The organism is Mycobacterium sp. 852002-50816_SCH5313054-b, from assembly GCF_001667185.1.
Lineage (GTDB): Bacteria > Actinomycetota > Actinomycetes > Mycobacteriales > Mycobacteriaceae > Mycobacterium.
Map to the genome: position 1 here is coordinate 1 of NZ_LZIC01000039.1, position 14672 is coordinate 14672.

13 protein-coding genes and 2 pseudogenes are annotated in these 14672 nt (G+C 68.2%); 5 read left to right on the plus strand and 10 right to left on the minus strand.

The annotated features are described in order from the left end of the window. Positions 1-97 precede the first annotated feature (97 nt). Positions 98-409 (minus strand): annotated as a pseudogene (locus tag A5787_RS07645) (MFS transporter); the annotation flags it as partial. 191 nt (positions 410-600) lie between these two features. On the opposite strand from A5787_RS07645, the pseudogene A5787_RS07650 reads away from it, so the two are divergent. The 3 genes and pseudogenes from A5787_RS07650 to A5787_RS07660 all read left to right on the plus strand — a co-directional run bounded on the left by A5787_RS07650 (position 601) and on the right by A5787_RS07660 (position 3830). Next, positions 601-1828 (plus strand): annotated as a pseudogene (locus A5787_RS07650) (acetyl-CoA acetyltransferase). 2 nt (positions 1829-1830) lie between these two features. Then, positions 1831-3345: a carotenoid oxygenase family protein gene (locus tag A5787_RS07655; protein ID WP_066964047.1), complete on the plus strand. Its 1515-nt coding sequence runs from the start codon at positions 1831-1833 to the stop codon at positions 3343-3345. Positions 3346-3347: 2 nt separating this feature from the next. Then, positions 3348-3830 (plus strand): VOC family protein, encoded by a 483-nt coding sequence (locus A5787_RS07660; RefSeq protein ID WP_066964050.1) that lies wholly within the window; start codon positions 3348-3350, stop codon positions 3828-3830. A 4-nt stretch (positions 3831-3834) separates the two neighbouring features. Here the strand turns inward: A5787_RS07660 and A5787_RS07665 are convergent, their stop codons facing one another. The 6 genes from A5787_RS07665 to A5787_RS07690 form a co-directional block, all read right to left on the minus strand. Further along, the gene (locus A5787_RS07665; RefSeq protein WP_066964053.1) at positions 3835-4269 is read right to left on the minus strand and encodes a hypothetical protein; all 435 of its coding nucleotides are present in this window, start codon (positions 4267-4269) and stop codon (positions 3835-3837) included. A 55-nt stretch (positions 4270-4324) separates the two neighbouring features. Next, the gene (locus A5787_RS07670; protein ID WP_066964057.1) at positions 4325-5098 is read right to left on the minus strand and encodes a VOC family protein; all 774 of its coding nucleotides are present in this window, start codon (positions 5096-5098) and stop codon (positions 4325-4327) included. Positions 5099-5191: 93 nt separating this feature from the next. After that, positions 5192-5665, minus strand: coding sequence for an SRPBCC family protein (locus A5787_RS07675; protein WP_066964060.1), 474 nt, complete (start codon positions 5663-5665; stop codon positions 5192-5194). 4 nt (positions 5666-5669) lie between these two features. After that, positions 5670-5858 (minus strand): antitoxin, encoded by a 189-nt coding sequence (locus A5787_RS07680; RefSeq protein ID WP_066964063.1) that lies wholly within the window; start codon positions 5856-5858, stop codon positions 5670-5672. Positions 5859-5893: 35 nt separating this feature from the next. Then, positions 5894-8287, minus strand: coding sequence for a cation-translocating P-type ATPase (locus tag A5787_RS07685; RefSeq protein ID WP_066964066.1), 2394 nt, complete (start codon positions 8285-8287; stop codon positions 5894-5896). Beyond that, positions 8284-9867 carry a serine hydrolase gene (locus A5787_RS07690; RefSeq protein ID WP_066964070.1) on the minus strand — a complete coding sequence of 528 codons (1584 nt, stop codon included), beginning with the start codon at positions 9865-9867 and terminating at the stop codon, positions 8284-8286. Before A5787_RS07690 ends, A5787_RS07685 begins: the two co-directional genes overlap by 4 nt. Positions 9868-10103: 236 nt before the next feature. Between A5787_RS07690 and A5787_RS07695 the strand changes: the two genes are divergently transcribed. Beyond that, positions 10104-10676, plus strand: a complete 573-nt coding sequence (locus A5787_RS07695) for a hypothetical protein (protein WP_066964073.1) — start codon at positions 10104-10106, stop codon at positions 10674-10676. Here A5787_RS07695 and A5787_RS07700 read toward each other — a convergent pair. Further along, the gene (locus tag A5787_RS07700; protein WP_066964076.1) at positions 10654-11772 is read right to left on the minus strand and encodes an MBL fold metallo-hydrolase; all 1119 of its coding nucleotides are present in this window, start codon (positions 11770-11772) and stop codon (positions 10654-10656) included. The two genes, A5787_RS07695 and A5787_RS07700, sit on opposite strands and share 23 nt — an antisense overlap. Positions 11773-11777: 5 nt before the next feature. Beyond that, the gene (locus tag A5787_RS07705; RefSeq protein WP_066964079.1) at positions 11778-12512 is read right to left on the minus strand and encodes an enoyl-CoA hydratase; all 735 of its coding nucleotides are present in this window, start codon (positions 12510-12512) and stop codon (positions 11778-11780) included. 26 nt (positions 12513-12538) lie between these two features. Here A5787_RS07705 and A5787_RS07710 point away from each other — a divergent pair, with 26 nt between their 5' ends. Further along, on the plus strand, positions 12539-14011 hold the full coding sequence (locus A5787_RS07710) for a carboxyl transferase domain-containing protein (RefSeq protein WP_066964082.1): 1473 nt from the start codon (positions 12539-12541) through the stop codon (positions 14009-14011). A gap of 61 nt (positions 14012-14072) precedes the next feature. On the opposite strand, the gene A5787_RS07715 is transcribed toward A5787_RS07710, so the two are convergent. Beyond that, entirely contained in the window at positions 14073-14639 is a 567-nt protein-coding gene (locus A5787_RS07715; RefSeq protein WP_066964085.1) for a TetR/AcrR family transcriptional regulator, read from the minus strand. Positions 14640-14672 lie beyond the last annotated feature (33 nt).

Sequence of the window (14672 nt, forward strand, 5' to 3'; positions counted from 1 at the left end):
GGTTGACAAACATTACGAAATAACGGGACCGATGACCCGAGAATGCCTGCTGAGCTGGTTCAATTCGCCTTTGCGCTGTTCAGGGGCGGCGCCACGGCTAAACGGGACCCTCGACAAGCTCCGTCGGTTCCGGTCCATCTGCGTGCGGCGCGGGTGTGGTCGCGTCGCCCTGGAGGGCCGCGGCGTCGGCGAGGTCGACGGCCGCCAGGTCGATGCCCTTGGTCTCGCGGGCGGCCAGGGCGGCGACCGCGCTCACCGCCGCGGTGGCCGCCAGGTACCAAGCGATCGGCACCGAGGACTTGTACGTTTCGAGCAGGCGAACGGCGATGATCGGCGCAAGCGAACCGGCCACGATCGAGGTGACCTGATAGCCGAGCGACACCCCCGAGTAGCGCAAAGGCGAATTGAACCAGCTCAGCAGGCATTCTCGGGTCCGCGGTCCCGTTATTTCGTAATGTTTGTCAACCGCTCCGGCTGGTAATGATCCAACAGAGGCGTGCGCGTCGGCCGGCCTTCGCGCCCGTCTAGGTCCCGTCGGTTCAGCCCGAGAGCCGACGGGGCCGCCCTCGTTTACGGGTCCCGCGGAGTAGCGTTCCGCGTATGGACGGCTCGGCAGGTGTGTGGATCCTGGGCGGCTACCAAAGCGATTTCGCCCGCAACCTCACCAGGGAAGCCCGCGACTTCGCCTCATTGACCGCCGAGGTCGCAGACAGCACGCTCGCCGCCGCGAAAATCGACGCCGCCGATGTCGGCGTCGTCCACGTCGGCAATGCCTTCGGCGAGATGTTCGCGAGCCAGGGTCACCTGGGGGGCGATGCCGGCCACGGTTTGCGACGAACTCTGGGACACCCCGGCCTCGCGGCACGAGGCCGCGTGCGCGTCCGGCAGCGTGGCGGCGCTGGCGGCGATGGCCGATTTGCGGTCGGGCGCGTACGACACCGCGCTGGTGATCGGGATCGAGCTGGAGAAGACGGTGCCGGGCGACACGGCCGCTCAGCATCTGGGCGCCGCCGCCTGGACCGGTCACGAAGGGGCCGGCGCGCGCTACCTGTGGCCGTCGATGTTCGCCGAGATCGCCAATGAGTACGACCGGCGCTACGGCTTGGACGACACGCATCTGCGCGCCATCGCGCAGCTCAACTTCGCCAACGCGCGGCGCAACCCCAACGCCCAAACGCGCGGATGGACGGTTCCCGACCCGATCACCGACGACGACGCGACCAACCCCGTCACCGAGGGCCGGCTGCGCCGATTCGACTGCAGCCAGATGACCGACGGCGGCGCGGGGGTGGTTTTGGTCAACGATGCATATCTGCGCGACCACCCGGACGCGCGCCCGATCGGCCGCATCGACGGCTGGGGACACCGCACGGTCGGGCTGGGTCTGCGGCAGAAGCTCGACCACTCCGCCGACGATCCGTACGTGCTGCCCCATGTGCGGGCGGCGGTCCTGGATGCCCTGCGCCGCGCGCGGGTGGCGCTCGACGACCTCGACGGGTTTGAGGTGCACGATTGCTTCACGCCCAGCGAATACCTCGCCATCGACCACATCGGGCTGACCGGCCCGGGCGAGTCGTGGAAGGCCATCGAAAACGGCGAGATCGAGATCGGCGGCCGGCTGCCCATCAACCCCAGCGGCGGACTGATCGGTGGCGGTCACCCCGTCGGGGCTTCCGGCGTGCGGATGCTGCTCGACGCGGCCAAGCAGGTCAGCGGCGCGGCCGGCGACTACCAGGTCGAGGACGCGAGGACGTTCGGCACCCTGAACTTCGGCGGCAGCACCGCCACCACCGTCAGCTTCGTCGTGAGTGCAACCGAAGGTTCGTAACCATGGATGTTGAAATCGTCGGCAAGTTCCTGTCGACCCTGCCCGAGGACGACGACCACCCCTACCGGACCGGCCCCTGGCGCCCGCAGACGATGGAGTGGGACGCCGACGACCTCACCGCCGTGGAGGGCGAAATCCCCCGCGATTTGGATGGCGTCTACCTGCGCAACACCGAGAACCCGTTGCACCCGGCGCTCAAGACCTATCACCCCTTCGACGGCGACGGCATGCTGCACGTCGTCGGGTTTCGCGACGGAAAGGCCTTCTACCGCAATCGCTTTGTCCGCACGGATGGATTCCTGGCGGAGAACGAGGCCGGCGAACCGCTGTGGCCGGGCCTGGCCGAGGCGGTGCAACTGGCCAAACGGGAGGACGGCTGGGGGGCTCGCACCCGGATGAAGGACGCGTCGAGCACCGACGTGATCGTCCACCGCGGTACCGCGCTGACCAGCTTCTACCAGTGCGGCGACCTGTACCGGCTCGACCCGTACTCCGCCAACACCCTCGGCAAGGAGACCTGGAACGGGCGCTTCCCCACCGACTGGGGCGTGTCGGCGCATCCGAAGGTGGACAGCGAGACCGGTGAGCTGCTGTTCTTCAACTACAGCAAGCAAGAGCCCTACATGCGCTACGGCGTGGTCGACGAGAGCGACGAGCTGGTCCACTACGTGGACATCCCGCTGCCCGGCCCGCGGCTGCCGCACGACATGGCGTTCACCGAAAACTACGTGATACTCAACGATTTTCCGTTGTTCTGGGATCCGCGGCTGCTCGAGCACGACGTGCACCTGCCGCGCTTCCATCCCGACATTCCGTCGCGCTTCGCCGTGCTGCCCCGCCGGGGCTCGACGGACGACATCCGATGGTTCGAGGCGGACCCGACCTTTGTGCTGCACTTCGTCAACGCCTACGAGGACGGCGACGAGATCGTGCTCGACGGCTTCTTCGAAGGCGATCCCCAGCCGCTCGACACCGGCGGAGCCAAGTGGGACAAGCTCTTTCGCTTCCTGGCGCTGGATCGCCTGCAGGCCCGGCTGCACCGGTGGCGCTTCAACCTGGTGACCGGCGCGGTGAAAGAAGAGCAACTGTCGGAATCGATCACCGAGTTCGGCACCATCAATCCCGGCTACGCCGCGCGCGACTACCGGTACACCTACGCCGCCACAGGCAGACCGGGCTGGTTCCTGTTCGACGGCCTGGTCAAACACGATCTGCACACCGGGAGCCAGGAGCGCATCTCCTTCGGCGAGGGTGTCTACGGCAGCGAGACCGCCATGGCGCCGCGGATCGGCGCAACCGGTGAGGACGACGGCTACCTCGTCACGCTGACCACCGACATGAATGCCGATGCCTCCTACTGCGTGGTCTTCGACGCCGCCCGCATCGGTGACGGCCCGGTGTGCAAACTCCAACTCCCCGAACGCATTTCCAGCGGCACGCATTCCACGTGGGCGCCCGGCGATCAGCTGCGGCGGTGGCACACTGCGGAGTCGGCGGCCAGCGGGCTGGGGCTGTGACGATGTATCCCGGATCCAACCATCGGGCAACGCACTGGCCCCCGCACTTGGCGCCGCTCGGCTCCATTCGCTTCGCCCGGCGCTCGTCGAACTTCGAAGAGACAGTGCGGTTTTACCGTGAGCTGGTCGGGCTGCCGCTCTACGAAACGTTCGAGGCCAGCTACGGCAGCAACGGCGCCATCTTCGGCCTGCCCAGCTGGAACCTGACGCTGGAGATCGTCGAGTCGGTCGAGCCCGTCGCCGTCGATCCCCACGAACAGTTGTGCCTGTACTTCCCCGACCGGGAGTCGCAGCGGGCGGCGGTCGCGCCCCTGCAGGCCGCGGGCCTGGCACCGGTGGACCAGCACCCGTACTGGGCGGCGACGGGTGCGGTCACCTATCGCGACCCGGACGGCCGCGAAGTCGTGTTCGCGCCCTTCGTGTTCGGCGTCAACGAGCCCGAGGACAGCACCGGCTCGGGTAAGCACCAGTTCCCGTCTGCGTGATGCCTCAGCGGTCCGGTCGCCCGGAGGCCAGCGCCGCGATCACCGCAATCACGGAGCACGCCACCGCAAAGCCGGCGCCGACGGCGCCGACGTAGAGTCCATACTCGGCCGACACCGGCGGGTTGACGTTGAGCTTGTAGTACCACGCCGTCAGCGCCACTATGAGCAGCGAAATCACCAGCGCGGCAACAGAAGCCAGCTTTACCGACAGGCCACGTCCCACCATCGCCCCGGCCACCAGCAGCGTCGAAGACAGCAGCACGATGAGCTGTCCCGCACCGAAGCCCCTCGGCAGTTCCAGGTTGCCGTGGGCGCCCCCGATGGCGTTGGCCCAGCCGCCGCCGCCCGCCGCCGTCGTGAGCCACGGCAGCCAGGCGCTGGCCGAAATGAGCAGGGCGAAAAACGCCACCAGCCAACCAGGGCGCAGGCGGCGAGTCATGGTTGGGAGATTAGCTGACTCGCCGCCGCGCCGGTGTGACCAACGCCCGGCCGCGCTAGCTCTGCAGCGAAGACAGGTTGAAGATGACGCCCGTCGGGTCGGTCGCCGCGGCCAACCGGCCGTAGGGGGTGTCCTCGGCCGCCTGCACCACCGCGCCGCCGTTGTCGGCGATAACCCGCAGCGTCTTGTCCACATCCTCGGCACCGAAGAAAATCGTCCAATTCGACGGGACGCCGTCCGGCAGGCAGCGCGCGCCGTCCATCACGCCGAGCAATTGCTGGCCGCCGAACAACGCGGTGCTGTAACGGAATTCGTCGGTGTCGGAAACTCCCTCGGTGCGCCACCCGAACAACCCGCCGTAGAAGTCGACCGCGGCGGCGAATTCGCGGGTGGTCAACTGGTGCCACACCGGGGAGCCGGCCTCGCCGATCACCTCGAAGCCGCGGTGCTCCAACGGCTGCCACAGCCCGAAGAGCGCGCCGGCCGGGTCGGTCGCCAGGCCCATGTGGCCCTTGGCCGGAATCTCCATCGGCCCCATGCACGCCGCGCCCCCCGCCGCGGTCGCCGCCGACATGCTCGTGTCGATGTCGGCGGTGTGGAAGTAGGTGACCCATCTGTCCGGCGAGCCAAACTCGGGCCGGTTGGCCATCAGGCCGGCGACCTGGTGGCCGTCCTCGGCGGCGTTGATGTATCCGCCGTACTCGGGTCCGGGGGACTCGAACGTCCAGCCGAAGACCGTGCCGTAGAAGTCCTGGGCGCGGTCGAGATCCGATGTCGTCAAATCGATCCAGCAGGGCGCGCCCAATGGCGCGCCGTCACGGATGGGCACGATGACCTCTCCTTATTGTCGGGTGTCCTGGCCCCGTCTGTGGGGTTCGCACATATCGACTGGAGCCGATGCGGAAACTCATCGGCGGGGAGGTCAGCGGCGGGCGCCCCCGTGGCCGTTCATGCCCGGATCGGGCGCCGTGAACACCCTGACGAAGTTGCGCAGCGATTGGTTGATGTCGCTGCGCAGCGCAGCGGCGACGATCATGCCGATCGGCCCGAACAGCGCCGGACCGCCGAGGTGCACGTCGAATCCGACGATGGAGCCGTCGTCGGTGGGCCGCACTTTGGCCATCAGCTTGACCTTGACGCCGCCGACGCCATCCCCGTTCAGGGTCATCCCTTCCGGTGGCTTGTAGCGCACCACCGTCCACTTGATCCGGTTGTACATGCCCTTGACCTCGACGATCGACTCGACGACCGTCCCCTTGTCGATGTCGTCGGGCAGCGTGCTGCGCCACACCTTATGAATGGTCAGCCAGTCCTTGTACCGCGAGAGATCGGAGGCGTGCTTCCAGGCCACCTCGGGTGGCAGCGGTACGTCGATGGATCCAGATAGTTTCGCCATGCGCTCAGTTCTGCGGGTCGTTGTCGGCGGCAGCATCGGCCGCCTTCTTGGCCTCTTCGGCCACCTTGTGGATGGTGTCGGAGTACTTGCCCTGCGTCTTGTCGTCGACGAATTCGCCCGCCTTGTCTATCGCCGTCTCGACCTTGTCGGCGTTTTGCGACAACAGGTCTTTGGCCTTGTCCAGGAATCCCATCTGCGTGTCCCTTCCCCGAGGATTCGCCCGGAATTTTACTTGGCGGCCGTCACCGGCTCGCACCACAGCCGCGGCTGCACCCCCAGCATCCTGGCCCGGATCCACCACGTCGCCTCGATCGCGGCGGCGCCCAGCACCCCGAGCCCCAGCGCGGTCGACGTCACCGCCAGATTGGACGGGTCGAGCAGGAACTTCTGCTGGGCCAGCGGGATGCTGAAGATCACCACGTACGCCAGGCCGGAGAAGACGACCAGCGCCACCCGCCACCACTGGTAGGGACGCGCCGCCACCGCGAGCACCCAGAGCGCGCACACCAGCAACGTGATCAGCGCCGCGGTCGACGCCTGGTCCTGCTGTCGGAACGTGGCGTGGCGGCCGTGGTAGGCCAACAGGTAGGAGACGAAAGTCGCGACGCCGACGACAAGTCCGGACGGCAGCGCCGAGGTCAACACCCGGCGCACGAAGCCCGGGTAGGCGCGTTCGTTGTTGGGCGCCAGCGACAGGATGAACGACGGGATCCCGATGGTGAACCACGCGGCGATAGTCACGTGGATCGGCTGGAACGGGTAAAGCAGCGGGTCGGCGTGGAGGGGTTTGGCGAGCAGGCATTCGATGCCCACCAGCAGCGCCAGCAGCACCGAGTACACCGTCTTGGTCAGGAACAGGGTGGCGACCCGCTCGATGTTGCCAATCACCCGCCGGCCCTCGCCGACCACATACGGCAGCGTGGCAAATCTGTTGTCCAGCAAGATGATCTGGGCAACCGCGCGCGACGCAGGGCTGCCGGCGCCCATCGCGACACCGATATCGGCGTCCTTGAGGGCCAGCACATCGTTGACGCCGTCGCCGGTCATCGCGACGGTGTGGCCGTGTGATTGCAGGGCGCGCACGATGGCGCGCTTCTGGTCGGGCCGCACCCGGCCGAAGGTGGTGTGGTCGTCCAGCGCGTCGGCCAGTTCCGCCGGTTCGGTGGGCAATCGGCGCGCGTCCACCGCGTCGCCCCGCAGCCCGAGCTTGCCCGCGACGGCACTAACCGAAACCGCGTTGTCGCCGGAGATCACCTTGACCGAAACATCTTGGGCTGCAAAATAGTCCAGCGTGTCGCGGGCGTCGGGGCGCACCTTCTGCTCGAGCACCACCAGCGCGACCGGCGTGACCCGGCCCGGCGCCGCGGGATCATCCACCGCCGACTCGGATCGAGCCAACAGCAGGACCCGCAGCCCCTGCGCCCCGATCTCCTCCGCCCGTTCGGCTTCGGCCGACGCCGGATCGAGCAGCACGTCGGGCGCGCCGAGCACCCAGTCGCCGTGCTCGCCGAAGGAAACGCCGCTCCACTTGGTGGTCGATTTGAACGGCGCGGCGGCGGTGGGCGTCCACCCGGGTGGCCGGTCATACGTCGCGGCGATGGCCTGCATGCTCGCGTTGGGGCGGGCGTCTTGCGCGGCCAGCGCGGCCAGCGCGTCGGCGACCGCCTCGGAGGGCGGGTCGCCAACCTCGACGACCTCGGCGACCCGCATACCGCTTTCGGTGAGGGTGCCGGTCTTGTCGGCGCACACCACGTCGACCCGCGCCAGGCCCTCGATGGCGGGCAGTTCCTGCACGAGGCATTGGCGTTGCCCCAGCCGGATGACCCCGACCGCGAACGCCACCGACGTCAGCAGCACCAGGCCCTCGGGCACCATCGGCACCAGCGCACCGACCGTCCGCAGCACCGACTGCCGCCAGCCGGCGTGCGTGGTGAAGAACTGCGTGTAGATCGTCAGCAGGCCGGCCGGCACCAACAGGTAGGTGACGAACTGCAGAATGCGGTTGATCCCATTGCGCAGTTCGGATTTCACCAGGCTGAACTTCCTGGCCTCCTCGGCGAGCTTGGCGGCGTAGGCCTCCGGGCCGACCTTGGTGGCGCGGTAGGCGCCGATGCCGGTGACGACGAAGCTGCCCGACATCACCGCGTCGCCCGGGGCCTTGATGATCGGGTCCGCTTCGCCGGTCAGCAGCGACTCGTCGACCTCGAGGTTCTCCCCCTCGACGATCTCGCCGTCGACGACGACCTGGTCCCCGGGGCCCAACTCGATGATGTCGTCGAGCACGACGTCGCTTGGCGGCAGCGTTCGAGTGCCGGATTCCCTGCGCACCAAGGGTTTCGCCTGCCCGACGATCGCGAGCTTGTCCAGCGTCTGCTTGGCGCGGATCTCTTGGACCATGCCGATGACGCTGTTGGCGACGATGAGCAGACCGAACAGCCCGTTGATGACCGAGCCCGTCACCAGCACGATCGCCAGCAGTACGCCCAGGATCGCGTTGATCCGGGTGAAGACGTTGGCCCGAACGATCGCCGCGACACTGCGGGTGGCACGTTCCGGGACGGCGTTGCTCTTACCCGCGGCTACCCGCTGTGCCACCCCGGCATCGGTCAGGCCCGCGATCATCGGGTGAAGGTCCCCAGCTTGTCGGAGTCGAAGTATTCCAGGTTCAGGGTATTGCCCGCGAAGACGGCTGTGGACATGGTTCCCGGCGGCGCGTTTTCGCCGGTCACCGGGAAGGTGAACGTGTCACCGTCCCAGTGCGCCAACGGGAACGTCCGATTCTTCGGCCCCAGCGACAGCTGCAGCGCGCCGTCGTGTGCGGTCACGACGGCCGGGCCCCAGTAGTCGCTGGCGTAGACGCCCGCGTAGTCGCTGAGCGGTCTGGGCGGCGCGGGGTCGGCCGGGGGCTGCTTGCCGACCAGCGAGCCTTCGGGGTTGTTCATCCAACCCATCGCCTGCCCGTACTTCTCGGCCCAGTCCTCGCGAATCTGGCCGTACTGCACCAGGTCCATGAACTCGGCGGTCAGCGTCTCCGGCGCGCCGATGGGTGCGGCGTTGGTGAGCGCGATGATGCCCAGGTCTGCGGACGGCATCACCACGAAGTTCGTCGCCTCCCCCAACGAGAAAGCGCCGGAATGGCTGTACTCCGTGCGGCCCGACGAGGCAACCGAGACGTTGAAACCGTACCCGTAGAACCCGGAGCGCGCCGTGGGTGTGGTCGCGGGCGCCGACACGACCTGCGCAGTGGTGGCGGGCAGCAGCGCTTCGGGTGACACGATGCGCTGACCTTGATAAGTTCCGTTGCCCAGCAACATGATCAGCCAGTGCGCCATGTCATTGACCGACGAACTCACCCCGCCCGCGGCCGACTGGGGATCCGGATCGCGTTGAAACCGCGGCTCCCACTTGTCGCCAACCTTGACGTGGTTGGCCACGCGGTTCGGCCTGGCGATGAAATCAGCGAAGCGCGAACTCGTGGCCGCCATACCCAGCGGTCGGTACAGCACCTCGTCGGAGAGGTCCTCCCACGGTTTGCCCGCGGCGGCCGCCACCGCCTCGGCGGCGGCGGTGACGCCGAAGTTGGTGTAGGCGTAGCTGTTCCGAAACGGTGCGAGCGGCAAGTACTTCAGCCGTTCGAGCACCTGCCGGCGGTCGTAGCCGAGATCCTCGAGCTTGTCACCGGCGTGGTCGGGCAACCCGGAACGATGCGAATACAGGTCGGCGATCGTCGCGTGGCCGGTGACATAGGGATCACTCAGCGCGAACCACGGCAGCTTGGATACCAAGGGCGTGTCCCAGGCGGCGACGTTGCCGCTGACTTCGTGTGCCACCACCGTCGCACCGACCGATTTCGACACCGACGCGAGCTGAAAGACGGTGTCGGCGTCGACCTTGTTGTCTTGTGCGTCGCCCTTGCCCGCATCCCTGACACCAAACCCTTTGGCATATACCGTCTTTCCGCCATGGACGATCGCCACGGCCATGCCGGGGATGCCGGTGCGCTTCATCAGGTCGCCGACCAGGCCGTCGACCTTCGTGATGGTGTCGTCGATGCGCCCGGCGGGTATCTCAACACCCGACACCTCGTTGGGCGGCGCGCCAGACGGCGCGGGCGGTGGCGCGGGCGCCGGTGGGGCGGACCGGCACCCCGTCAACGCGAAGAAGGCCAGCGCCAGAGCGGCCGTCGCCGCGTGTTTCACCATGGCCGGACTTTAGCGCGGCGACGAAGCGCGGCGCGTACGGCGCGTGACAATGACCCAGCTCGGAATGACAATCGATTTAACCTCTTCGACCTGCCGCCGACACGACACGGAGCCACATTATTTACAGGGAAGGGCGCCGAAAGGTATTCGACATCGACAATCCCTACTGGGAAGCCGTCAAAGATCGCGTCGAGGCCGACAGTTTCCGGGGGAACCCGGTAGTCGGTGAATACCGTTTGGACCGAAGCGTCGAAGAGAGCATTGCCCGCACCCCCAATCGGCAAAGGCTCGTCAAACAGTACTGCTGGACCATCCCCGACCCCGAGACGGTGGCGTTCGTGGCCAAGCACGCCAACGGCGGCCTGGTCGATCCGATCGCGGGCACGGGTTATTGGGCCTACCTGCTCGAGCAGCTGGGCGTCGATGTCGTCTGTTATGACGTGAACGCAGGCAGCGACAAGTGGCATGGCGACCACGCCTACGTCAGGATCAGCGCGAAGGATTGCGCAGAAGCGATGGCATTGCACCCCGACAGGACGCTGTTCCTTTCCTGGCCACCCCTTGGCGAGGACGTCGGCGCGCGCACCTTGCTGGCCTACCGAGGGAGTCGCGTGATTTACGTCGGCGACGCCCGGGGCGGCGCCACCGGCGATGATCAAATGCACCTCATACTCGACACACATTGGACTGCGGTCAATTGCCGTCAGCCGGTCCAGTGGTGGGGTCAACACGATTGCGTGACGCTCTACGAGCGCAGGCAGCCTGCACCCCCGGACGGTGAGGAACTCAGAGCCGCCACCACGGGTTGAATCTGCGGGGCGCGGCGGGATCGATGCGTTGGCCCGGCACGGGCACCGCCACCTCCACGTGCACGGGCTCAGCCGCCTTCAACACCCGCTCGACGGGCTCGGCCCAGGGGTGGGGGGCCAGCCGGAACGTTCCCCAATGAATGGGAACCAGCAGTCCCGAGCCCGAGTCGGTGACGTCCAGGTGCGCCCGAACCGCCTCCTCCGGGTTCATGTGGATGTCCGGCCACGCCGTGTTGTACGCCCCGATGGGCAGCAGGGTCAGGTCGAACGGGCCGTGGTCGGCCCCGATCTGGGCGAAGCTCTTGGTGTAACCGGTGTCGCCGCCGAAATACGCGCGATGACTCGGGCCGATGAAAGCCCAGGAAGCCCAGAGAGTCGTATTGCGGTCGAAGAAACGACCCGAAAAGTGCCGCGCCGGCATGCAAATCACGGTGAGCTCGTCCAGCTTGGCGCCCTGATGCCAGTCGAGCTCGATGATGCGGTGCTCGGGAATTCCCCACGCGCGCAGGTGGGCGCCGACCCCGAGCGGCACGAAAAAGGGGGCCCGCTGGGTGTGTGCCAGCGCGATGACCGTGTCGATGTCGAGGTGGTCGTAGTGGTCGTGGCTGATCACCACCGCATCGACGGCGGGCAGCCCCTCCAATTGCACCGGCGGCGGATGCAGCCGCTGCGGCCCGACGACGTCCGACGGCGAGCATCGGTCGCTCCATACCGGATCGGTGAGCACCCGGTAACCATCGATCTCCACCAGCGCCGTCGAGTGGCCGAACCAGCTGACGGCCAGCCGGCTGGCGGCGCCGCCGAAGATTTCCGGCGCGGCCAACGGGATCGGTGCTTTCGGCCGGCTGCCGCCGCGCCCGGCCAGCAGCTCCCACACGATGAGCCGCAACTCCTCGCGGTCCATCTTGTAGATCGAGGCGGGGTCGAGGTTGACGAACTCCCCGTCTGAGTAATGGGGCGACGCCTCCGCCACCGCCCGGATCGCGGCGGGAGACGCGCCGAGGGCGGCCGGGGCGCCGTGCAGCGCGCGCACCAACCAACCGCCGGCCGCCAGCGAGGCCGAGCCGGCAGCCAGTCGTAGCGCCCCCCGCGGCATTACTGTCAGGCTCCCTGAAACTTCGGTGGTCGCTTCTCGATTCGCGCGACCTGCGCCTCGATGACGTCCTGGCTGGCCCACGCCCTATCGAAGAGCTCCTTGTGCTCCGGCCAGGCTTCCTGAATAGCACCGTCGTCGTTGAGCACCCGCTTGGCGTGCTGTATCGCCAGCGGCGCCAGGCCCGCGACCTCGGCGGCCCAGGCCTGGGCGTCGGCCAGCGTCCCGATGCGGTTGACCATTCCGGTTTGCAGCGCCACCTCGGTGGTGAGCTTCTCCGCGGTCAGCAGCATCGCGCGGGCCCGTCCGTGGCCGACCAGCGAGGACAGCCGACGGATGCTCCAGTTGTCCAGGGCCAGGCCGTATTTCGCGGTCGGAAACTGGAAGAACGCGTCCGGCGCGGCGACCCGCAGGTCGCATTGCATGGCCAGCTGCAAACCGGCGCCGATGGCGGGGCCGTTGATGGCCCCGATCACCACGATGGGCGCCGCATCCATCACCTTGTGCAACTCGATGAGCCGGTCGGGATAGTCGGCGGCGAACGCGTCCCCGGACAGGTCCGCGCCGGCGCAGAACACGGTGCCCTGGCCGGTCAGCACGATCGCGCGGGTCGATCCGTCGTCGCCGGCCTTCTGGATGGCCTCCCGCAGCTCGTCGACGAGCTGGGAATTCAGGGCATTGCGGCGCTCGGGGCGCTGCAGCTCGATGGTCATAACGGCTTCGGTTTGGGTCACGCCGATCATTAACCCACTGTATATAGCCTCGTTTCGTGACTCGCACCACGACCGGACAGCTGCTGGATGCCGTGCTCGACAAGGGCTCTTTCGTCAATTGGGACAGGGATCCGATGGCCGTCCCGGTCTCGGATTCCTACGCGCGGGAGCTCGCCGACGCGCGCGCCGCCACCGGCCTGGACGAAGCGGTGCTCACCGGCGAGGGCCGCATCTCCGGGCGCCGCGTGGCGGTAGTGGTGTGCGAGTTCGACTTCCTCGGCGGCTCGATCGGCGTGGCCGCGGCCGAGCGAATCACCGCCGCCGTGGAACGGGCGACGGCCGAGCGGCTGCCGCTGCTGGCGTCGCCGAGCTCCGGCGGCACCCGCATGCAGGAGGGCACGGTCGCGTTTTTGCAGATGGTGAAGATCGCGGCGGCCGTCACGCTGCACAAGCGCGCGCACTTGCCCTACCTGGTCTACCTGCGCCACCCGACCACCGGCGGGGTGTTCGCCTCGTGGGGGTCGCTCGGCCACATCACCGTCGCCGAACCGGGCGCCCTGATCGGCTTTCTCGGGCCCCGGGTGTACGAGCTGCTTTACGGCGAACCCTTCCCGGCCGGCATCCAGACCGCGGAGAACTTGCAGCGCCACGGGGTGATCGACGGCGTCGTCGCGCTCGAGGAGCTGCGCCGCACGCTGGATCGCGCGCTGCGGGTGATCGCCGACGCGCCCGAGCCGCTGCCCGATCCGGAGCCGCCCGAGCCGACGCCCGAGGTGCCGGCGTGGGACTCCGTCGTGGCGTCCCGACGGCCGGACCGGCCGGGTGTCGGCGTTCTGCTGCGACACGGCGCCACCGACTGCGTGCTGCTGTCCGGCACCGGCGGCGGGGAGGCCGCGACCACCCTGCTGGCGCTGGCCCGCTTCAACGGCCAGCCCGCCGTGGTCCTCGGGCAGCAGCGCGTCACGGGCGGGCTCGTCGGGCCCGCGGCGCTGCGCGAGGCCCGGCGCGGCATGGCCCTGGCCGCCGGGCTGCGCCTGCCGCTGGTGCTGCTGATCGACGCGGCCGGACCGGCGCTGTCGGCCGAGGCCGAGGAGGGCGGGCTGGCCGGCCAGATCGCCCAGTGCCTGGCCGAGCTCGTCACGCTGGAGACCCCGACGGTGTCGGTCCTGCTGGGCCAGGGCAGCGGCGGACCGGCGCTGGCGATGGTGCCCGCCGATCGGGTGCTGGCCGCGCTGCACGGGTGGCTGGCGCCGCTGCCGCCGGAGGGAGCCAGCGCGATCGTCTTCCGCGACATCGCCCACGCTCCCGAACTTGCTGGGGCACAAGGGATTCGGTCGGCGGACCTGCTGGCGTCCGGAATCGTCGACGCCATCGTGCCCGAGCATCCCGACGCCGCAGACGAGCCGGTCGAGTTCAGCCAACGACTGTCGCGCGCCATCGCCGCGGAGGTACAGTCGCTGCGCGAGACGCCGCCGGCCGAGCGTTTGGACGCCCGGTTGCGGCGCTACCGTCGTATCGGGCTGCCCTGAATCCGCTGCGCCCGCGACACATAAGCCACGCACACGACACGCCGAAAACCGTTGCAATGGTTTATGTCTCGGCGGTGCCGTCGTCGGGCAGCCCGAGGTAGCGCTGGATCGTCGGCCCGAGCCATTCGACGATCTCGTCGCGCGTCATCTCGACGACCGGAGGCAGCCGTAACACGAAGCGGCACAGTGCCATACCGAGGATCTGGGTGGCGATCAGCCCGGCCCGCACACCGGATTCCCCGGCGGGCACCAGGTTGGCGACCAGCGGCTGTAGTTGGGCCCCGAAGATCTCGTGCATCCGTTGTGCGGCTTCGCCGTTGGTGGCGCTGGAGCGCAGCAGGATGACCAGCGCCTCGTCGCCCTCCCAGCGTTCGAGGAAGTGCCGAACCACGGTCCGCCCGACCTGCGTCCGGTCGGCCGCGGCCAAGTCCGGAAACCTCAGGTCGAAGTCCGCCGCCGCGGCGAACAGCTTGTCCTTGCTGCCGTAGTACCGCATCACCATCGCGGGGTCGACGCCCGCGTCGGCGGCGATGGCCCGGATGGTGGCGGCCTGGAACCCGGACGCGCCGAACCGCTCGCGGGCCGCCGTCAGGATGGCCGCCTTGGTTTCTTCCGACGATCTCCTCATGTCAACGATTGTAGGCCAACAACTGTTGACTTT

Excerpts from the sequence above, each read along its gene's own strand:
- A5787_RS07715 (WP_066964085.1), bottom strand. The coding sequence starts at position 14,639 with ATGAGGAGATCGTCGGAAGAAACCAAGGCGGCCATCCTGACGGCGGCC.
- A5787_RS07690 (WP_066964070.1), bottom strand. The coding sequence starts at position 9,867 with ATGGTGAAACACGCGGCGACGGCCGCTCTGGCGCTGGCCTTCTTCGCG.
- A5787_RS07665 (WP_066964053.1), bottom strand. The coding sequence starts at position 4,269 with ATGACTCGCCGCCTGCGCCCTGGTTGGCTGGTGGCGTTTTTCGCCCTG.
- A5787_RS07655 (WP_066964047.1), top strand. The coding sequence starts at position 1,831 with ATGGATGTTGAAATCGTCGGCAAGTTCCTGTCGACCCTGCCCGAGGAC.
- A5787_RS07700 (WP_066964076.1), bottom strand. The coding sequence starts at position 11,772 with ATGCCGCGGGGGGCGCTACGACTGGCTGCCGGCTCGGCCTCGCTGGCG.
- A5787_RS07660 (WP_066964050.1), top strand. The coding sequence starts at position 3,348 with ATGTATCCCGGATCCAACCATCGGGCAACGCACTGGCCCCCGCACTTG.
- A5787_RS07685 (WP_066964066.1), bottom strand. The coding sequence starts at position 8,287 with ATGATCGCGGGCCTGACCGATGCCGGGGTGGCACAGCGGGTAGCCGCG.
- A5787_RS07680 (WP_066964063.1), bottom strand. The coding sequence starts at position 5,858 with ATGGGATTCCTGGACAAGGCCAAAGACCTGTTGTCGCAAAACGCCGAC.
- A5787_RS07705 (WP_066964079.1), bottom strand. The coding sequence starts at position 12,512 with ATGATCGGCGTGACCCAAACCGAAGCCGTTATGACCATCGAGCTGCAG.
- A5787_RS07675 (WP_066964060.1), bottom strand. The coding sequence starts at position 5,665 with ATGGCGAAACTATCTGGATCCATCGACGTACCGCTGCCACCCGAGGTG.